This window comes from Alteromonas nitratireducens (assembly GCF_040812025.1).
In the GTDB taxonomy this organism is placed as follows: Bacteria; Pseudomonadota; Gammaproteobacteria; order Enterobacterales; family Alteromonadaceae; genus Alteromonas; species Alteromonas nitratireducens.
The window spans coordinates 50,467-70,890 of record NZ_JBFNPK010000002.1 but is presented as its reverse complement, the minus strand read 5'-3'; the positions used below and the strand labels follow the sequence as shown (position 1 = coordinate 70,890).

General features: G+C 53.0%; 17 protein-coding genes. 10 read left to right on the top strand and 7 right to left on the bottom strand.

The features are described from left to right. Positions 1-46 precede the first annotated feature (46 nt). Positions 47-1,033, bottom strand: a complete 987-nt coding sequence (locus AB1N33_RS02920; RefSeq protein WP_411270041.1) for an AraC family transcriptional regulator — start codon at positions 1,031-1,033, stop codon at positions 47-49. 117 nt (positions 1,034-1,150) lie between these two features. On the opposite strand from AB1N33_RS02920, the gene AB1N33_RS02915 reads away from it, so the two are divergent. From AB1N33_RS02915 to AB1N33_RS02895, 5 genes are read left to right on the top strand one after another with little or no spacing between them, the layout of a single operon-like run. Continuing rightward, entirely contained in the window at positions 1,151-2,470 is a 1,320-nt protein-coding gene (locus AB1N33_RS02915; RefSeq protein WP_411270040.1) for a flavin-containing monooxygenase, read from the top strand. Further along, positions 2,471-3,385, top strand: coding sequence for a bile acid:sodium symporter family protein (locus tag AB1N33_RS02910; protein WP_411270039.1), 915 nt, complete (start codon positions 2,471-2,473; stop codon positions 3,383-3,385). Further along, positions 3,375-4,313 carry an SDR family oxidoreductase gene (locus AB1N33_RS02905; RefSeq protein WP_411270038.1) on the top strand — a complete coding sequence of 313 codons (939 nt, stop codon included), beginning with the start codon at positions 3,375-3,377 and terminating at the stop codon, positions 4,311-4,313. Before AB1N33_RS02910 ends, AB1N33_RS02905 begins: the two co-directional genes overlap by 11 nt. Next, positions 4,313-5,113, top strand: a complete 801-nt coding sequence (locus tag AB1N33_RS02900) for an SDR family NAD(P)-dependent oxidoreductase (protein ID WP_411270037.1) — start codon at positions 4,313-4,315, stop codon at positions 5,111-5,113. The genes AB1N33_RS02905 and AB1N33_RS02900 overlap by 1 nt, the downstream gene beginning before the upstream one ends. Next, positions 5,110-5,841 (top strand): TSUP family transporter, encoded by a 732-nt coding sequence (locus tag AB1N33_RS02895; protein WP_411270036.1) that lies wholly within the window; start codon positions 5,110-5,112, stop codon positions 5,839-5,841. Before AB1N33_RS02900 ends, AB1N33_RS02895 begins: the two co-directional genes overlap by 4 nt. A gap of 15 nt (positions 5,842-5,856) precedes the next feature. Here AB1N33_RS02895 and AB1N33_RS02890 read toward each other — a convergent pair whose 3' ends face one another. Then, the gene (locus AB1N33_RS02890; RefSeq protein ID WP_411270035.1) at positions 5,857-6,588 is read right to left on the bottom strand and encodes a substrate-binding periplasmic protein; all 732 of its coding nucleotides are present in this window, start codon (positions 6,586-6,588) and stop codon (positions 5,857-5,859) included. A gap of 189 nt (positions 6,589-6,777) precedes the next feature. On the opposite strand from AB1N33_RS02890, the gene AB1N33_RS02885 reads away from it, so the two are divergent. Further along, positions 6,778-7,659: a polysaccharide pyruvyl transferase family protein gene (locus tag AB1N33_RS02885; RefSeq protein ID WP_411270034.1), complete on the top strand. Its 882-nt coding sequence runs from the start codon at positions 6,778-6,780 to the stop codon at positions 7,657-7,659. Positions 7,660-7,701: 42 nt separating this feature from the next. Here the strand turns inward: AB1N33_RS02885 and AB1N33_RS02880 are convergent, their stop codons facing one another. Further along, a complete protein-coding gene (locus tag AB1N33_RS02880) occupies positions 7,702-8,913 on the bottom strand; it encodes a M24 family metallopeptidase (protein ID WP_411270033.1) in 1,212 nt (403 codons plus the stop codon). Positions 8,914-9,084: 171 nt separating this feature from the next. On the opposite strand from AB1N33_RS02880, the gene AB1N33_RS02875 reads away from it, so the two are divergent. Both AB1N33_RS02875 and AB1N33_RS02870 read left to right on the top strand, forming a co-directional pair. Next, positions 9,085-9,987 carry a D-amino acid aminotransferase gene (locus AB1N33_RS02875; protein ID WP_411270032.1) on the top strand — a complete coding sequence of 301 codons (903 nt, stop codon included), beginning with the start codon at positions 9,085-9,087 and terminating at the stop codon, positions 9,985-9,987. Continuing rightward, the gene (locus AB1N33_RS02870) at positions 9,988-10,722 is read left to right on the top strand and encodes a sulfotransferase-like domain-containing protein (protein ID WP_411270031.1); all 735 of its coding nucleotides are present in this window, start codon (positions 9,988-9,990) and stop codon (positions 10,720-10,722) included. 7 nt (positions 10,723-10,729) lie between these two features. Here AB1N33_RS02870 and AB1N33_RS02865 read toward each other — a convergent pair whose 3' ends face one another. Next, a complete protein-coding gene (locus AB1N33_RS02865; RefSeq protein WP_411270030.1) occupies positions 10,730-11,500 on the bottom strand; it encodes a substrate-binding periplasmic protein in 771 nt (256 codons plus the stop codon). Between the two features lie 272 nt (positions 11,501-11,772). On the opposite strand from AB1N33_RS02865, the gene AB1N33_RS02860 reads away from it, so the two are divergent. Then, entirely contained in the window at positions 11,773-12,246 is a 474-nt protein-coding gene (locus AB1N33_RS02860) for a hypothetical protein (RefSeq protein WP_411270029.1), read from the top strand. A gap of 25 nt (positions 12,247-12,271) precedes the next feature. On the opposite strand, the gene AB1N33_RS02855 is transcribed toward AB1N33_RS02860, so the two are convergent. Together AB1N33_RS02855 and AB1N33_RS02850 are read right to left on the bottom strand one after the other, a co-directional pair. Beyond that, positions 12,272-13,426 carry an acyl-CoA dehydrogenase family protein gene (locus AB1N33_RS02855; RefSeq protein ID WP_411270028.1) on the bottom strand — a complete coding sequence of 385 codons (1,155 nt, stop codon included), beginning with the start codon at positions 13,424-13,426 and terminating at the stop codon, positions 12,272-12,274. Between the two features lie 196 nt (positions 13,427-13,622). Next, positions 13,623-15,962, bottom strand: a complete 2,340-nt coding sequence (locus AB1N33_RS02850) for a fatty acid cis/trans isomerase (RefSeq protein WP_411270027.1) — start codon at positions 15,960-15,962, stop codon at positions 13,623-13,625. A 144-nt stretch (positions 15,963-16,106) separates the two neighbouring features. Here AB1N33_RS02850 and AB1N33_RS02845 point away from each other — a divergent pair, with 144 nt between their 5' ends. Beyond that, positions 16,107-18,995, top strand: coding sequence for a TonB-dependent receptor plug domain-containing protein (locus tag AB1N33_RS02845; protein ID WP_411270026.1), 2,889 nt, complete (start codon positions 16,107-16,109; stop codon positions 18,993-18,995). A 51-nt stretch (positions 18,996-19,046) separates the two neighbouring features. On the opposite strand, the gene AB1N33_RS02840 is transcribed toward AB1N33_RS02845, so the two are convergent. Then, positions 19,047-20,345, bottom strand: coding sequence for a DEAD/DEAH box helicase (locus tag AB1N33_RS02840; protein WP_411270025.1), 1,299 nt, complete (start codon positions 20,343-20,345; stop codon positions 19,047-19,049). Positions 20,346-20,424 lie beyond the last annotated feature (79 nt).

Genomic DNA, 20,424 nt, shown 5'->3' with positions numbered 1-20,424 from the left:
TAATTCCGAACAAGTTTTTTATGACAGGCTTATGCTGCCCTACTTTTCAGTCATCATGTTTTATCTGTGTCCGGCGGTAGTCGCGAAACCCCATACCGGTCCAGCGCTTAAAGGCTTTTGCAAACGCGCTTTCATCGCTGTAACCAAGATAGTCTGCCAGACTTGCCTGAGTAACATGAGGTTTGTGAATTTGGGCCAGTGCATGCTGTTTGCGAATATGTTGTGCAAGGGCCTGATAATGGGTGTCTGAGGCACGTAAACGACGCTGCAGGGTTCGCTCACTGACAGCCAGGCTGGCAGCGATTTGCGCACGTGACAGCCACGGCTGATTAGTAAGCAGTGCCTCAACCTGCTCCACAAAATTCTGCGGCGAGAGCTGCGCCAGCTGCTGATTAGCCAGCCCAAGCATTTGCGCCTGCACCGCAGGGTTCACCTCTCGCTGCTTGTAATGCCAGTCGCTGTCGGCATACACAATGGCATTATGAGCATGCTCAAAGTTCACCTCGGCCTCGCCAAAAGCCTGCTGGTATAATGCGTCCGGTGCCTGCTGAGCATGCGAGAAGCAGACGGCAACAGGGGTAATATTTTTGCCCGCGACCCAGCGCGCCCCCGTGGCGATGCTGGCAAAGATCGCTTCAATGCGTAAGCTCACCGCAATGGTAAACCTGGCGTCATAGCGTATGCTCCAACCCTGCGCCGTATGCGTTTTGGCAAACTGTCCCCCTTCACCAATTAGCGGCGAATAGTTAATCAGGCTGTCTACCGCCACACTCAGCGAAGGACTGCTCAGCAATAAGAAGCCAATGGTGTCAAAATGCTGTGGCAGCATAGCCAGACCGATATGCAGTCCAAGTCCGCGCTCATTGTGCTGCTCCAGCCACTGCCACAACGCATCCTGCAGCGCCATCGGCAGACGCGCATCATCCTGATGCTGACGTATCCGTGACAGCAGTTCAGGATCTATCGCAATATTCAGCTGCTCCAGGCGCGACAGAATCGCCTGGGTAAAGCTTTGGGTCACACTAGCTGTCATGCTGTCCTCTGGGAAAAATGAATGCTGGTAAAGGATACGCATTTTGTCCCGTATTAACTAGTTATTTGTCTCATCCGAGCAAGGCGGGGTTGTGAATAGTTTGTTAATCTCATCGCAATGCAATTACCAGAGACCGTGAGTATGAACCCGTACGTTGTAATTGGCGCTGGTCCTATGGGCCTGTGCACTGTGCGCCGAATGGCAGAACAAGGCATCCGTGTGCTTGGGCTTGAAGCGCATTCGGACGTTGGCGGACTGTGGGACATCGACAGTCCAACCAGCACCATGTATGACTCGGCGCATTTAATTTCGTCAAAGCGTATGACCGAATTTGATGACTTCCCGATGCGTGACGAAGTTGCCACTTATCCACGCCACGACCAGCTCAAAGAGTACTTCCAGAGCTACGCCCGGCACTTTGACCTGTACCGTCACTATGAGTTTGGCTGCTGGGTTGAACGCCTTGAGCCGGAAGGAGACAACTGGCGTGTGCAATACCGCCAGGGTGATAAGCAGCATGAGATTATCGCTGCTGGCGTATTGCTGGCTAATGGCACCCTGCATCATCCTAACAGAGTCAGCTTTGCGGGCCAGTTTAACGGTGAACAACTGCACAGTGCCGATTATCGCAGTGCCGATATCTTTGCCGATAAACGGGTGCTGATTGTCGGCTGTGGCAACAGCGGCTGTGATATTGCCGTAGATGCGGTTCATCGTGCGAGCAAGGTCGATATGGTAGTTCGCCGCGGCTACTACTTTTTACCGAAATTTGTCGCCGGTCTGCCAACCGACACGCTGGGCGGAAAACTGCGGCTGCCTAACTGGCTCAAACAACGTATTGACGGCACGCTGGTCCGGCTGATTTCAGGTAAACCAAGCCACTACGGCCTGCCCGACCCCGACTATAAGATGTATGAGTCGCATCCTGTTATCAATTCGTTGTTCTTACATCATATTGGTCACGGTGATATTCAGGTTCGCCCTGGTATCGACACGCTCACGCCGGATGGTGCCCGTTTTACTGACGGTACTGAAGCGAACTATGACCTGATACTGCAGGCCACGGGCTACAAGCTGCATTATCCGTTCATCGACAAACACCATCTGAACTGGGTGGGCGATGCGCCGCAGTTGTATCTGAATGTGTTTAATCCGCTTCACTCAAACCTGTTTGTTATGGGCATGGTTGAGGCGGCCGGGTTAGGCTGGCAAGGCCGTGATGAACAGGCCAAACTGGTGGCCAGGGTGATCCGTCTGCAACAGGACGATCCGGACGCTGCCGCTGCCTTTTTCGCCCGGGTAAACACCAAAGCCGGTCAGCGAATAGACGGCGGTATGCGATACCTGGCACTGGAGCGCATGGCGTATTACGTACACAAAACCGATTATCTGAACGCGCTGTCCCATGAGCAGCGCCAGCTGAACCCGGGAGTATAGATGTCGCCGGAAACGTTATTTACCCTCAATGCCATTCTCGCCATGATGATGTTTGGCATTGCGCTTAGCCTCACTACCGCAGATTTTCGCCGTGTGGTGAAAAAGCCGTTAGGCCCGGTAGTGGGCATGGCCGCCCAGTTTATCCTGCTGCCCGCCCTGACCTGTCTGCTGACCTGGCTGATCCCCATGCCGGGTGAAATCGCACTGGGGTTATTGCTGGTAAGCTGTTGCCCCGGCGGCAGCTTCTCAAACCTGATGACTTATCTGGCTGGCGGCAACACTGCCATGTCAGTCAGTATGACCGGGATTGCAAGCCTGCTCGCCTGCGTATTAACCCCGCTTAATTTTATGTTTTATGCGTCGATCAATCCCCGCACACACGCGCTGCTAAGCAGCATTTCGGTGTCGGTGACCGACATGCTGATAGTCGTGGCCTTCGTCCTCGCTATCCCGCTCGCGCTCGGTCTGCTGTGTGCGCGCCAGTGGCCGGAGTTTGCGCGTACAAGCGAGCCGTTTTTTCGCTTTATCTCCCTGTTCACCCTGTTCGGCTTTGTCGCCATTGCCTTATTCATGAACTGGGAGCGCTTTATTGGCGGTGCAAGTTTATTTTTACTGGCTGTGGTGGTGCACAATGCCCTGGCACTGCTGATTGGCTGGGGTTCAGCACGTGCACTGGGGTTAGCTACACCCGACCGGCGTGCCATTACGCTTGAGGTCGGGCTGCAGAATTCCGGTCTTGGTCTTGGCATTATTTTTACGTTTTTTTCCGACCTCACCGGGATGGCGATCATTGCGGCCGCATGGGGTATCTGGCACCTTATTTCGGGCACGAGCCTGAGCCTGTTCTGGCAGCGTTCCGACCGAAAGCAACGCCGACAGCGCACCTCTGATAAACAGGTTTCCTATGAGTCTTAATATCCTGATTACCGGCAGTGAAGGCTATATCGGACAACGACTGATAGCCAGACTGGCCGGGCAGCATAAAATTGTTGGCATTGACATCCGCCCGTCAGCACAGCAGACCTATCCCTACTACACGATGGACATCCGTGACGCCGGATTGCGGGATGTTATGACGCGTCATCAGATCACCCACGTCGTACACCTGGCCAGCGTCATGCAGGCCAGCAGTGACCGGGCCCGCGATTATGACATTGATGTCAATGGCACACGCAATGTACTGCGCTGCTGCATTGACAGCCACGTCAGCCATATCACGGTTTCCAGCAGCGGCGCAGCCTATGGGTATCATGCCGACAACCCGTCGTGGCTGAACGAGCAGCACCCGCTGCGCGGCAATGATCACTTTGCATACAGTCAGCATAAACGCCTGATTGAAGAAATGCTGGCAGACTACCGGAGCACACACCCCAACCTCAACCAACTGGTGCTCAGGCCGGGCACGGTTCTGGGCAAATACACCCGGAACCAAATCACCAACCTGTTTACCAAATCACGCCTGCTGGGCGTTAAAGGTTCACCCTCGCCATTTGTTTTTATCTGGGATGAAGACGTGGTCAACATCATTATTAAAGGCGTGACCGACAGTAAAACGGGACAATTCAATCTGGCCGGTGACGGTGCGATGACCATGGCTGAAATCGCCAAGGTGCTCGACAAACCTCTGATTCAGCTCCCGGCCTCATTATTGTCGCTGCTGCTCAAAGCCGGTCACGCGCTTGGCCTGACCCGCTACAGTGCCGAGCAACTTGATTTTTTGCGCTACCGACCGGTGCTGGACAATCGGGCGCTGAAAGCCGAGTTTGGTTATGTTCCACAAAAAAATACGCGTGAGGTGTTCGACTTCTATCTTGAACACAACCTTAAACGGAAATTATCCTGATGCAGACAACGACAACCTCCCGCCCTGTCGCGGTTATCACCGGTGCGGCGTCTGGTCTGGGACTGGATTTAGCCCGGCAACTCGCGCCCCACTACGACCTGATCCTTATCGACGTGCAAGCTGATGCCCTTAAACAAGCGGCTGCATCACTCGGAGGCCAGCGTTATTTCGTCTGTGACCTGAGTGAGCCGACTGACATCACAACGCTCACCCAAACACTCTGCGGTGAGCCAACCCGGATCAGCGTACTTATCAATAACGCAGGGATTACCCACCGTTCGCTGGCCGACAAAACGCAGACACAAATTATTCAGAAAGTCATGCAAATCAACTACCTGGCGCCGGTTCAACTGACCCAGGAACTGCTCCCGGTACTCACTGATCAAGCCTGTATCGTCAATATCAGCTCAATGGCGGGCTGGATGCCTGTACTGGGGCGTGCCGGGTATTGCGCGTCAAAGTCGGCATTACACCAGTACTTTGAAACCTTGCGAGCTGAATGGCATGGAAACGGTAAGCATATCCTGATGGTATATCCCAGCTTTCTGGCCACGCCGATTGAACAGAACGCCCTGAACGGCCAGGGTGGCAGGGCCACACACGCACGCTCCATGGTGGGCGCATTGCGTAGCAGTGAGGCCATGGCCCGGCAAATTGTTACGGCAATGGCGCGGCGCCAGCAACGCCTGCTACCAGATACTTTCACGCGGTTTTCGAGCTTGTTATACCGTCTGATGCCGCGGGTCTACCTGCACCTGATGCGCAAACGGCTGGCCAGTGAACTGGAGCAGGACGCATGACGTTTTTCATTGTTGCTCTGGGTGTTCTGGTGGCGTTCACGATTGAAGCCATGACCGGTTTTGGCAGCATTGTTGTGGCACTGTCTATTGGCGCACTGGTGATGAATATCCATGACTTGATGCAATGGCTGGTACCGCTCAATATTCTGATGACCGGCCCGCTGGTTTTCCGGCATCGCCGACATATTGATTATGACCTGCTGATAAAGCACATTTTGCCGCTGATGGGACTGGGGACACTGGTGGGCGTGTTAGCAACCGGTTATCTGCCCGAGCTATTCAGCAAAGGGCTGTTCGCCCTGATTGTTTGCTGGTTCGCAATACGGTCGCTTGCCCACCTGCATGCACCGGCGCACAGTGCGCTTACCAGAGGCGCATTGATTTTTTCGGCCGGGATAACCCATGGTCTGTTTGCTTCTGGCGGACCACTGCTGGTTTACGCCTGCGCACGAAGCGCAATGGACAAAGCCCGCTTCCGCGCCACACTGCTCAGTGTATGGCTGACGCTGAATACCGCCCTGACCCTGTGGTTTCTGCTGTTTGACAATCTGGCATCACAGGCAACCCATATTGCCTGGCTGGTTCCGTGCGTGGTTGCCGGCGCCCTGTGCGGTAATGCGCTGCACAACAAGGTAAGTCAGGCGCAGTTTAGCCGCGTTGTTTTTGGGTTGTTATTGCTGGTAGGGGTATTGCTGCTGGCAAAAACCATCAGTCAGTTAGTCGGATAATCCCGCCTGCTACGCTTAGTGAGAAGCCCTGCCAGCCAGTGCCGGAAAGCGATCTGCGCACTGGTGAAATCCGCGCATCAGTTTCTGCATGATCTGCTGTGCATCGGGGGTGGATTTTCGAAGGTTAAAATGCACCGGATAGCTGCCCATGTGGCTAAAGTGCAGCTCGGTGATATCAAGCAGGTTGATTGCCTGCCGGGCCGGACCATGATAGCCAATAAAATAGTCGCCACGCTGTTTCAGCAAAGATTGCAGTCCACGTTCGTGATTTTCAACTTCTGCCATGATGGTCAGCGCATGTTCGTTGGCATTAAGAAATTCACGCCCGCTCATGTAACTATATCCGGCTAGCGTGATGATCTTTTGATTCAGCAAATCCTGCCACTGTGTCACCGCCGGCTTATCACCCAGCCAGTAGGCCATCAGTTCAATATGCGCAACCGGCTCCGGGCTAATCAGGTAATTGGCCGGTTCAGGCAGAAAGGTTGGGATCGTAACAGCAAAATTAATGTCTTCTGTTGCCAGCATCATGGCTGCGCGACGGTTCGGCAGGTACTTTGCCTCTACGTTCACGTGTTCTGCGATTGTGACGCAGGCAACAAGCTCAGCCAGTATTCCTTCAGGCTGTCCCACCGCATCCTCACTGAAATAGGGCGGGAAATCAAAATACCCCCATGTCAGCGTTTGCGAATACACCGGAAAGCCCAGCAAACATGCCACCACCATTTTACCCCAATGCTTCAGCATGTTTGCTCCGCGCTATCACCCTTCAACGATTCACTCCATCAAACAACCAACCTCACTATAACCATACCACAGGTATATGACAGACACTGCTTTTCGGGCTGTACTGCCAGCTCTCTGTTAATCCGCCTGCTTTTTTGTGGCAGTTCTGGTAGCATCACGCGCCAACCTGCCATTATCTGAAGTTTGTTAATGTTTAAACGTTTATTTAGCCGCCAGAAAAACGCCAGTGAGAATGTGCTGGATAAGTTTGTTGTAGATGACGAAAATCTGTTGCTTGAAGACGGGGAAGTTCCTCTCACTTATTGGGTAGTGAACCCTAACTTTGGCGATCTTTTGTCTCCCTGGCTGTTTACCAAGTTAACCGGCAAACCCACAAAGCTCATCAGTATCGGCACCAAGTCACCGAAGACCAAACGCAAGCAGCCAACATATATTGCTGTAGGCTCTATCCTGTCACGTGTTCAGGACAGCTCGGTTGTCTGGGGAACCGGTTCATTTGGTACCGAGCAAGCCGCTCAGATTAGCAGCAAAGCAACCTATCATGCGGTACGAGGCCCGCTGACCCGCAGCCTGGTTAAAAATCAGGGCGGCGAGTGTCCCGCAGTTTATGGTGATCCGGCCTTGCTGGCGCCATTGGTGCATAAACCGGATGTGAAGGTGACCCACGAGATTGGGGTAGTACTGCGATGGTCAGAAACAGCGTGGCTCAAGGTAAAACCTGGCCCGGGGATAAAGGTAATCGATCTGGGCACTGATGATATCGAGAAAGTGATCGATGAGATGCGTGCCTGTAAGCGCATCGTTACTTCATCACTTCACGGTCTGATTATTGCGGACGCGTACGGCATACCGAATGCCTGGCTGAGTTCCGGCACGCCAAAAGGCGGTGAGTTCAAGTTTTTCGACTATTTCCTGTCTGTCGATAAAGTCCGCTATGCCAAGCGTTATCACGTTGCCAAACGGGGTTTGACTGTAGAGGCCTTGCTGAAAGGATTTACTTTTGATGGGCGTCCCATCCATTTCGATGCTGAAAAACTGCTCGACGCCTGTCCCTTCCTGAAACGAAAGTAAATAAAGCCGGTCTACGGGCTTTTTTATTTAAAAAGGCGCTTGCTATGTTCCGAACGGGTCGTCAATGGCGCGACTCGGCTCGGTAAACCAGCGTGCCCCCTCAGCCGTGATATAAAAGTGATCCTCTAACCGCACACCGAATTCATCCGGCACCACAATCATGGGTTCGTTACTAAAGCACATGCCTTCGGCAAGCGGCTGCGGATTATCTTTTACCAGGTAAGGCCACTCATGAATATCCATACCGATACCGTGACCGGTTCTGTGCGGCAGGCCTGGTAAGGTGTAGTCAGGGCCAAGCCCATCGGCTTCCAGACTCGCCCGTGCCGCGGCGTCCACAGCACCACAGGCAGTGCCCGGGCGCGCAGCATTAAATGCCGCCAGTTGTGCTTTTTTCTCACTGTTCCATATGGCCCGGTGTTTCGCCGTTGGCTCACCATAACAATAGGTACGCGTAATATCTGACAGGTAGCCGTGCAGCCGACAGCCTGTGTCAATCAGCACCAAATCATTATCCTTAAGCACTTGCGGATTTTTCACGCCATGTGGATACGAGGTGGCATTGCCAAACAGCACAATACAAAAATAGCTTCCGCTGGCACCGACACGCCGGTGTGCTTCATCAATAAATGCCGTCACTTGCGTGGTGGTAATCCCCGGATGCAGGATACTGGCTGCCGCTTTATGTACTTCCAGGGTCATGTCCATCGCACGCTGAATTAGCGCCAGTTCGGTGGCAGATTTTTGCATCCGGCAGTGCGCTGTCACCGCGCTGCCATTGATAAACGGCATGTCGCCCAGCGCCTTTCTCAACCCGTCGACTACAAAGAACGGCGTAGATTCATCAATCGCCAGTTGGCTGCCTCCTCCGGTATCAAGGCGCTCAAGCAGCGTTGCCGCCAGCGCGTAAGGGTTTTCGTGCTCTTCCCATACGGCCATGTCACCGGGCATCACTTTGCGTTCGTTCAGCGACCCTGTCTCAAACGCAGGCGCAACGTATACCGGCTCGCCTGACGCAGGCAACACCGCACCGACAAGCCGTTCACTGGCATACCAGGTCATGCCGGTGAAATACTGCAGATTGGTCCCGGCATTCAGATACAAGGCGCCAATGCCATGCTGTTGCATGTAGCGCTGCGCTTTTTCCATTCGAGCCTGATATTCATCAGGCTGTATTGGCACGGCATCCACCGTCATGTCTGATAAGGCATTTAAGGCCTGCTCTGCCGTTTTTCCACCTACACCGCTTGCCATGTACTTTCCTCCCGACTGGCTGACTGCCGGATACTATAACCATGCTGCAATAAAAAGCGATGTCCGCGCGACAATTTGTCGCCTTTGTACGGCTGACTGACCACGGTCTGACTTGAGCATTTGTCAGCCTGCTGTCACACTGGTTTTCTGTCATTTGTCAGGGATCTCACCGTGGTTGACGTTACAACACACACTGCCGCCGATGATGAGCGCAACGAACATATCCGTATTTACGTTAATGGACGCATTGTCCCGCGGCAGGATGCAGTCGTGTCGGTTTATGACAGCGGCTTCATGCTGGGCGATGGTATCTGGGAAGGACTTCGTCTTTATGACGGCAAATGGGCTTTTCTGGATGAACATATGGACCGTTTGTTTGAAGCAGCCAGAGCGGTCGACCTGGACCTGACTCTGTCACGCGCAGAGGTCATTCAGGCGCTGGAAGATACCCGCCAGGCCAATCATATGCATACCGATGTGCATGCCAGACTGATGTTCACCCGCGGCATCAAAAGCAAGCCGTTTCAGCACCCGTCGCTGTCGCGCCAGGGGCCTACACTGGTGATTATTTGTGAGCATTCCAAACCTGCTATCGGCCGGCCCATCAAACTGGCCACGGTGCCACACCTTCGCGGACTGCCTATGACACAGGATCCGAAACTTAACAGTCATTCCAAACTGAACTGCATTCTGGCCTGCATCGCCGCCGAAAAAGCCGGTGCCGATGAGGCGCTGATGCTGGATGTCCATGGCTTTGTGAATACCACTAACGCCTGCAATTTCTTTATTGTCAGAAAAGGCGAGGTGTGGACCTCCACCGGCGACTATTGCATGAACGGCATTACCCGCCAGAAGGTTATTGAGGTATGCCGGGCAGAGGGTATTCCTGTTTTTGAACGGAACTATTCTCTGGTAGACACCTATGGTGCCGATGAAGCGTTCCTGACCGGCACCTTTGGCGCACAGACGCCGGTGTCACATATTGACGGGCGCAAGATTGGCGAGTCGTACCCGGGACCGGTCACACAACGTATTCGTGACGCCTATTTCCGACTGATTAATAAGGGGGACTGAATGCGTATCGCGATGTGGTCCGGCCCACGTAACCTGTCAACCGCAATGATGTATGCATTCGCCGCGCGCCGCGACTGTGCGGTAGTGGACGAACCCTTTTACGCGGCGTTTCTTCAGCACAGCGGTGAAATCCATCCTATGCAGGACGCCATTCTGGCGTCACAGCCAACCGACTATGACGAGGTGATTGCGCAGTGTCTCGGCCCGATACCTGACAATAAGCCACTATTTTACCAAAAGCAGATGACGCACCACATGCTGCCAGACACACCGCTTGACTGGCTGGACTCACTAACTAACGTGTTTTTGTTGCGTCACCCTGCACGCGTCATTGCCAGTTACCAGCAAAAACGTGAAAACCCGACGCTTAACGATATTGGCTTTGTGCAACAGGCCAGGCTGTTTGATAAGGTAGTTGAGCGGGGGCATCAGCCTGTGGTGGTGGACAGCGATGACATCCTTGCCAACCCTGAAGAGATGCTGCGAGCGTTGTGCAAAGCCATTGGCATCGTCTTCGACCCTGCCATGCTGCGCTGGTCACCCGGAGGAAATCCGGCTGATGGTGTCTGGGCGTCACACTGGTATGCGTCGGTCTGGCAGAGCGATGGCCTGCATGCGACCCCGCGAAAGCCGTTACCTGTGCTGTCTGGGGAACTGACTGCAGTGTGTGACAAGGCCATGCCCTATTACGAAAAGCTGGCTGCATGTGTCCTGTCAGCACCAGCCTCCAGCTAGCCAGGCATTACTGCCAGTCCTCCAGACCATACTCTTCCAGGATCCGGCCAAGCTCTCCTGACGCGCGCAGTTGCTTAATGCCCTCGTCAATCAGGCCAGCCAACGCGTTGCCATCGGGTGAAGTGGTGAAAAATAAAATGTACATGGCCTGGCCCACACTGCATGTCTGTGGCAGCGGCGGCTGGGCAAGCCGCCTGAAGTACCAGCTCGCCACATAGTCGTTTTCAATAAATCCGTCGATACGACCTGCCAGCAACAGCTCGGTGTAACGCTTAACAGGCTCATCACCGGTTAAACGCACCAGCTGTTTGCGGTGTTTTCTGACCAGTTTCTGCACGTCGGAAAAACCGGCGAGACTGGCGATGTCATACCCCATATTCAGTCCGATTTTCCTGACCCCTGCCAGTTCTGTGGGCTCACGGCGCACATACAGACAGACTCTGCTGATGCCATGCGCGGTGGTTGGTGCATAGTAGGTGCCTTCGACATAGCGCTGGGCGAACAGCCCGTCAATCTGACGCTGCTTACCAAGCTGCAGCGACCGTGCATACGGGGCGTGGATAAGATGCAGGCTGATACCCTGCCGGGCAAAGATTCGCTGTGTTATAGCGACCATGTAGCCTGGCTTCTGCCCTGCCCTGGTGTCAAAATTCACATAGGGAAGATAGTTGTCGACCGCCATCGTGACACGATCCGGTAAGGGTGCTGCCCGGCATACCATTGCCAGCATGCCGATAAACAGCAAAAAAAGTCGCCAGGTATTTTGAAATAGTTTCACTCGCCCCTGCCTGTCGCCATCAGTTTGTGATGCTGACACGGATCCGTTTCCTCAAGATATAGCCCTAAACCGACAGGTTTGCTATGTCGCTTATGTGAGGTAGCGGCAGTACGCCATGAGGAAGGCCAATGATAAAACTGACAAGGGCTGATTTTACTGACAGTTCATGCACATTTGCGTAAATTCGGTGCAGGTTAACAAAGTATTGGCAATGTCGATTAATTACTATACGCTTTTGCCTAGGAAACACGGACGACAATAATAATAAACTCATGGTTGCTGTATTACGCCTTTCACTGCTGGTTCTTTTTACCTTTTTTAGTTTTTCGCTTTCTGCCGTTTCTCTCACGCAAACCGTGCCCCTGCACTTCGGTTCAGTGTCGGGTCAGGCGGGCTATAGCTGCGTGCTCGACAGCCGGGGAACGATTTCAGGCGATTGTAACGCCACCGACACCAATATACTGATGGGACAAATCACCGTGACCGACATACTCCGCAACTCGCAGGTAGAAGTCATTATTAATGGTTCAAGCAATGCGTCACTGACCTTTGTGCCTACCGCGGAGGTATCAGGCGGCAAAGGGGGGCGAGCAGTCATCACCGACGGTCAGTCAGTGATCATTGATACCAAAGGCGGCGGTAATGAACTGGTGATAGATATTTATGGCGTGCTGACCATACAGTCAGACTTAGGCGCCGGCGCCACGTACACCGCAGATTATACGGTGCACGTGAACCAGCTTTAATAGCGGCAATGCAGCAGGTTGCGCATCAGCGACCCAGTATGCCCCTGGCGACCACTTCTTTCATAATTTCCGAACTGCCTGCATAAATGGTCTGAACCCTGGCGTCACGATAGAACCGTGAAATCGGATACTCATCGGTATACCCGTAGCCACCAAACAACTGCAGACATTCATTGACCATCGTCAGCTGCATTTCCGTAGCTGCCAGTTTTAGCATTGCGGCATCGTTGACCGTCATTTCATTGCGGCTGAATTTGTCCATGTGCTTTTCCATCAGCGCCCGGCACAGCTCAAGCTGGGTCTGACATTCGGCCAGTTTAAAGCGCGTATTCTGGAACTGACCAACGGTCTGTCCAAATGCCTTACGCTGGGTCACATAGTCTACTGTCAGATCCAGTGCTCCCTGTGCATGCCCGATCGCCTGAACCGCACAGCCCAGACGCTCGCGTGGCAGCTCCTGCATCAGGTACACAAAACCTTTGCCCTCTTCTCCGAGGAGCGCGTCAGCGGGAATGCGCATGTTATTGAAAAACAGTTCAGCGGTGTCACTACTGTGCTGACCGATTTTGCGAATAGGTTTACCGGTTGAAAAGCCCGGCAGGCTGGTGTCAACCATAAACAGCGAGATGCCTTTGGCACCCGCTTTGGTGTCTGTCTTGGCACAGACAATGATCATATCGGCCTGATTGCCATTGGTAATAAACACCTTGGAGCCGTTCAGGATGTACTCGTCGCCATCGCGCACCGCCTGTGTTTTCATACCAGCGACGTCGCTGCCAGCGTCGGGCTCGGTCATGGCCAGTGCAGTCAGCACTTCGCCGGTAACCATTTTAGGCAGCCAGTGGGCTCTTTGTGCCTCGGTTCCGATGTTAAGAATGTAAGGTGCGACAATATTTGCATGAATATTGTAGCCCGTTGCCAGACTGTGCAGACCCAGCCGGCACATTTCTTCCTGGATCATCTGACACACGTCAAACCCGGCCCCGGCGGCACCATATTCCTCGGGCATATCGACCAGCAGCATGCCGGCACTGCCCATGGTGTTCCATACCTCACGGGGGGTGTGATGGTCATGTTCCCACTGTTCATAGTGTGGCAGTATTTCCTGCTCAAGGAATCGCAACACCATGTCCCTGAACATTGTCAGTTCTTCGGTATCAGACATCTGGACTGCGCTCATGTCTCCTCCTAATGTAAAGGTTCAACAGGCCATGCCGTGTAGTAAGCCTAAGCTGACCACAACAGTCCAATTATTATCCTTTATTGCTGACTATTGGTTTCCCGAATTTGTCCATTGTGCCCCGAAAGCGCGTCATTTTTCATCGTCCGCCCCGACGACGCCAGCGCGTCACCACCGTAGGTCTGGCTGATGCCCGTTACAGGTTTTCCAACCGGTTAAAGTCAAAGTACCCAAATTTTACCGGCGCTCGTGTCCGGTAGTAGTCATGTAAGGCGTCGCTGTATTCCCAGAATCTGTCTGAGGTACGCCGAACACCAAACCGGTCTGCCAGCGCATCAATATCAGCCTGGTTGGTAAGCCGAGTTATCTGCTGCGCGAAAGCCTCAAACTGCTGCACACTGACATCGAAAAACGCATTGGGGTGCGAGCTGATAAACCCGTAACCGAGTGTCAGGGTGTCTTCATCCGGCAACCGCCGGGCATCTTCCGCAATGATATGGGAAATATTGCTGTACGCATTGTTTCTGAGCAGCGTATAAAAATGCATCTCCCCTGATACGTCATCGGTAACTCTGACAAAACTGGCCTGGGGCAGCAGCGACACCTGTTTCCCCTGCAGTGTATTCAGACTGTGGGCAGCCTCCAGGAACGCAGGTGTTGTAAAGCCGCGTTCAATATCATGAGCATGACTTCGGGCCGCAGAAACATGTGTTGACAGACGGGCGTAGAGTTCATTCAGCGGGTCGTCAGTGGTATAGGAAACCGCCGTATCCCCGCTGAGCAGATTGGCTGACGCGACATATTCCTCAACCGGGCTAACTATGCCCCGATACCATTCATCCCACACGCTGTTACGGGTATTTTTGGGTAATAACGACAGGAAGTTGAACTCGCCCTCCATGCGTAAAAAGTCCATATACATGCGACTGTTCAACTGATGCCCGACGTTTCCGTAAACATCGTATCCGGCCACCAGCAGATAGTGGATCCGCTCGAACAAAGGGTAAGTGATGATCCAGGCGGTTTGCGGTTTGTCCCCCACCAATCCTTTCACCACGGAGGCGGCATCAAAATGACGAAAGACCGTCAGCGCCACATTGTCATTCTGTCCGTCACCATCCCAAACCAGTGACAAGTCGAGGGGTAACGATTTATTCAGGGTGTCATTCAGGTATTTCGTGCGGGCTTTGGCGTAGCGTTTTTCCTGTTCCGCGTACGCAATCCAGTTGGTGGGTAACGCGTTACTTTCAGCCTCCGCCGGCAGCGTAATTTTGTCACGGGCCATACTCATGAACGCCGCTTCATGTTCGAGAATTTCCAGTGACGGCTCAGCAAAAAACACCCAGAAATGATCGTTAATGACATTCAGTGCAATCTGTCCGCGGCATACCGGCCCTTTGATAAACTGCATAATGGTGTATTGCGCTTCGCTTAGCATAAACCGGTAACGGGCACCGATAGGAATGGCCTCGAAGGTAATAAAGGGATTCGACGCGACCTCCGGCTTATAGCCAGGCAGGCTATCAACCTCATACGGTGCGTCGATAAACCACGCCTGATATTGCGCGCGACGCGCGGTATCAAAACGAAATGGCATATGGTTTTTATCCACCAGGGTTTCACGTACCGAAACAAACCGGTAGTACACCCGTTCGACACCAGGGTCGCTAAACGGGCGCCGGCTGGCAATAATATCTACCGGCTCGCCAGGCGGTGTTGCTGACCGGAAAAGCCGGTAAAACGCAGGCTGCTGTCCGTTTGCTTCACCAAAATAAATGTGCGCAATAAAAAAATGTTCATACAGATATCGCGCAGCGAGCTGATGCTTCAGGCCATCCTGATTCAGAAAGGCTTCCCACTCTGCTATGGCTTTCTTATCTGCAACCGGCACAGGTGACTCCGGCGTTGTGGCCGCGCCATGGGCCACCCAGTCGACCAGTGCGGCATGTTCATCAGACGACAGTGCCGGTAACGCATAAGGCATGCCCCATTGCGGGTATGCCGCGAGGTAATCATCGTATTCGTCCAGCGTGGCACACTGCCACTCACGATTAATATCCAAATCAAAGCTGGCGCTGAGTTTTTTGCCCTCATCCAGTGGAAATGCCTGTTTCTGGTTGAGCAGTTTCACCAGCAGACTGTTACTCAGGTTCTGTTCGGGCGTCCTGTCGCCCTCGTTTAACACCGGGAAAAAGTCTTTGTGACGCCATTCACTGACGGAATCGGCGTCAATGAACAAGCGGCTGAGGTTATCTGCAAGCAGCCGGTCGCCCTTGTAAACCGGCTTTTTGGACGCGCCTCTGGCAATCCCTTCAAAAGCCCCGAACTTTAACTGACAGGGTGCGTCATAACAGGCATGGCAAACCACGCAGCGGGAGTCCAGGATGTGTTTTACATCATCATAAACCACCTCAGCGGAAGACAACGGCGTGTCATAAATACTGACTTTGGGTGTGGTACCCGTCGTGTTCAGGTTCATCAGATACACACCGGCGATCACCCCGACAAGCCCTGTTACCGCAATTTTCCATTTCACCGTTCAGCCCCCGCTGACAACGCTTAGTTTGGATCACATTAAATGAGTTAAAAATTATTAACACCCACACTCGTCACATTTAGGGTATTTTTTCCGCCGATTGACTGAAATCCATACAAAAATAACACTTAATCGGGGAAACACATGTTTAAAACGAAAAAACTGTCATACGCAGTGAAATTATCACTGCTCTGTGGCTCACTGGCTTTACCCAGTTATTCGGCACTGGCTCAGGAAGAAGAGCAGGCGCAGGAAGAAAAGGAAGCGTCGATAGAAAAGGTACAGATCACAGGGTCACGCATTTCGCGACCTGAACTGTCCTCTCCTGCACCGGTGCTATCGGTTGACGCTCAGGAGATTGCCCGTTTTGGTAATCCTGATCTTGGCAGTATTCTTGCTGAATTACCGGCGGTTGCTGCCGGTTCAACACTGATTGGTAACAACAACTCTAACGCGAATGCGGGTCTGAGTTCTCCGGATCTTCGTTCACTCGGGGAAAACCGTACGCTGACCCTGGTCAACGGCAAACGCCATGTTGCCGGCTCTCCGTTCAGTAACGCAGTGGATACCGGTTCGATCCCAGCCGCGCTGATTGAGCGGGTCGATGTCATCACCGGGGGGGCATCGGCTATTTACGGTTCGGACGCGGTCTCGGGTGTTATCAACGTTATCCTTCGCGATGACTACGAGGGCGTAGAGTTTCGTGCAACCGGCAGCTCAGACACTGAAAGTATCGGCAACAAGACTTACACCTACAGCGCGCTGGTCGGTGCAACCACCGCTGATGGTCGCGGTAACGTGACGTTCTTCGCCGAACGTAACCAGATTAACGAAGTTCTGACACCGGACCTTCAGCAAGCGGCAAACTACGGTACCATTCTTAACCCGGACGATACCGGTGAGGATGATGGCATTCCGGATCGACTGTTTGTGCCTAACGTAGGTTCTGAGATGATCAACGCGTTCGGTGTACTCAACCCGTTCGGCGGAAATCGTATTACATTCACACCGGACGGCTCTCCTATCAGCCAGGTCAGTCGTATTGGTACCAACAGTTTCGCGTTCGGTAACTTTGACCAGGCCTATGATACGGTCTTTTTCACTGAACAGTACGAGAACTACATTCCTAATCAGGAAACGCTGACACTGGCCAGCACGTTCCGCTATGACATTACTGACAACGTGCGTTTCTATGGCGATGTGAAATACGTCGACAAGTACATTCAGCAGCAGTTCCAGCCGTCATTCCGGTTTGGCAATATTACGATTAATGTTGCAGATAACCCTTATCTGCCTGAGGCGGCGCGACAGTCACTGATTGCCGGTGGTCAGCCAGACACGGTTCCGATGGCACGTTTCTTTGACGATATTGGTAACCGGTCTGCGTCGAACGACCGTAAGCTGTGGCGCATTGTCGCAGGGTTTGAAGGCGCATTTGAACTGAGTGAAACCTACTTCGATTACGACGTATACTACACACGGGGCGAAACATCCAACACCCGTCGGACGCTCAACGATCTTATCCCTGACAACTTCGCGGCTGCCGTTGACGCCATTCGTGATCCGGCAACCGGACAGATTGTCTGTCGGGATCTCACCGCGGGGAGTGTAAACCCGGGTGCCTGTGTACCCTTTAATCCGTTTGGTTTTGGTCAGGCATCACCTGAAGCGGTTGATTATGTGTCTGGTGACGTAGAGCGTAAGGATGAAATTACGCAGACCGTGTATGGCGGTTATGTGTCGTTTGATACCAGCGAATTCCTCAATCTGCCAGGCGGTCCGCTGTCAGTCGCTGTAGGTTATGAATACCGCGAAGAAACGGCAGAAACCATTACCGATGAGTTTACAAAAGCAGGCTTCTTCCTGGGTGCGGCCACGCCCGACTCGTCAGGCGGTTATGACGTAGAAGAATACTTCATCGAATTACGCGCGCCCATTCTGAGTGACATGGCGTTTGCCCATGAGTTGTCCGTGGATGCCGCATTCCGTGGTGCAGATTACTCTCACGCGGGTAATGCCGATGCATGGCAGTTGGGCTTTATGTGGGCACCTTATGACGGTCTGCGTCTGCGCGGTACCATGGGTGAAGCGGTACGTGCGCCTAACGTAAACGAAGCGTTCAGCCCGCTTTCTCCTGGCTTTGCGAATATCAACGACCCGTGTGATGCAGATAACATTGATGACGATCCGGATCGTCGTGCTAACTGTGCGGCACTGGGTATTCCTGATGGATTCCAGGCCAACGATAACGTCAGTATCGACACCCTGTCGGGCGGTAACCCCAATCTGGTTTCAGAAACCAGTGACTCCAAGACACTGGGTATCGTCTGGACACCAACGTTCATTGAAAACTTCTCACTGACGCTGGACTACTACAACATCGAGATTGAGGATGCCATCAATCTGGTCGGTGCACAGGACATTCTGGACAACTGTGTGGATGCGACAGGCGGTCCTGATGTGAACTTCTGTAGTCAGGTCGATCGTGGTGCTGATTTCGACGTTGACCTGGTCCGCTCAGGTTTCGTGAATGCGTCAGCAATCAGAACGTCAGGTTATGAGATGATGGTTCGCTATCGCACCGATCTGGCTGACTTCGATCTGCCGGGTGAGCTGCGCTTTAACATTCAGGGTAACTACGTCGACGAGCTGGATATTTTCGAATTCCAGGACCGTCCTGACGAAATTAATGTTGAAGTTGGTGAGGTCGGCGATCCGGAGTATCAGTTCAGAACCAGCATCGACTATCGCCTGGATGACTGGAACTTCAACTACTCAAGCCGGTTCATTGACCGCAGTGCACTGTTTGATGTATCACCTGGTGCTGATTCACCAGAAGACCAGTCTCCGGCCTTCGTCGGCTCGGTCTGGACGCATGATTTCAGTGTGCAGTACTTTGTTAACGACAACACCGAGGTATTCCTTGGTCTGAGAAATGCGTTTAACAAAGTGCCTCCAGGTTATACGTTTAACCCGCTGTATGACCTTGTTGGCCGACGTATTAACGCTAACGTGGTTGTCCGCTTTAACTAAGTCTGCCTCCCTGTAGACCGCGCGCCTGCCAGGAAACTGGCAGGCGCTTTTTTATGCGTTTGCGTGCTGCTGACGTGAGCCTGACCGTCTCGAACGGCGACGATGCGTCGGTTTAGCGGATTTCTCCGACATCTTACTGTTGTCAGCCTTTATGACTTTCGGCTTTTTAGGCTTCTTCGGCTTTTTAGGTTCACTCAGTGCAAACTCAGGCACGGATAACTGCGGTTCAAACCCTTTCAGGGTTTGGCGTGGCAACAACTGCTGAATCAGCGTTTCGATATCTTTGAGTTGCTGGGCTTCATCGGCACTGACCAGAGACCAGGCCTGTCCGTTTGCACCGGCCCGGCCGGTCCGGCCAATGCGATGCACATAATCAGCGGCAGTATTGGGAAGATCCAGATTAACGACAATCGGCAAATGACTGATATCGATACCACGCGCGGCAATATCGGTAGCAACCAACACTCTGATTTCTCCTGACTTAAAGCCATCCAGCGCTTTGGTGCGTGCGCCCTGGCTCTTGTTGCCGTGAATCGCAGCACTGGCAATACCGGCTTCATCCAGTTTTTTCGCCACCCGGTTTGCACCATGTTTAGTGCGGCAAAACACCAGTGCCTGTTGCCACTGATGCATAGTAATAAGGTTAATTAACGCCGGGATCTTCCGGTTCTTATCGAGCGCAATCATACGCTGATCAATTTTTTCTACTGTCGTATTCGCCGGCGTAACAGACAGCATAGCGGTTTTTTGAGTGATGCTGTTTGCCAGTGCAGTAACGGTGTCAGAGAAGGTCGCCGAAAACAGCAGGGTCTGACGTTGCTGGGGCAGTAGTTTAAGAATACGTTTGATGTCGTGGATAAAGCCCATGTCCAGCATACGATCAGCTTCGTCCAGCACCAGTATCTCGAGCTGATCGAATTTCACGGCATTTTGCTGGTACAGATCAAGCAAGCGCCCGGGGGTCGCAACCAGCACATCGACACCACCTCTTAATCTTTTCATTTGTGGGTTAATGCCCACACCACCAAACACCACCGCGCTGGAAAGGCGAATATCGGCGCTGTATGCTTTGACACTCTCTTCTACCTGCGCTGCCAGTTCGCGTGTTGGCGTTAACACCAGTGCCCGAATGCGGTTTGGTCTGACGGGTTTGCCGTCAAGCAGACGCTGCAACAGCGGTAACGCAAAGCCCGCCGTTTTTCCTGTTCCGGTTTGTGCCGCAGCAATCACATCGCCGCCGGTCAGAATGGCCGGAATAGCCGCTTGTTGAATGGGAGAAGGAGTAACATACCCTTTTTTGGAAACCGCACTAAGCAACGGCGCAGATAAGCCGAGTTCACTGAACGACATCGATACCTCGATTACAGGGGAAAAAGAAAAAATCAGAGAGGGGGAAAAGGTGTACAGCAGATTATGGAAAACCTGCTGT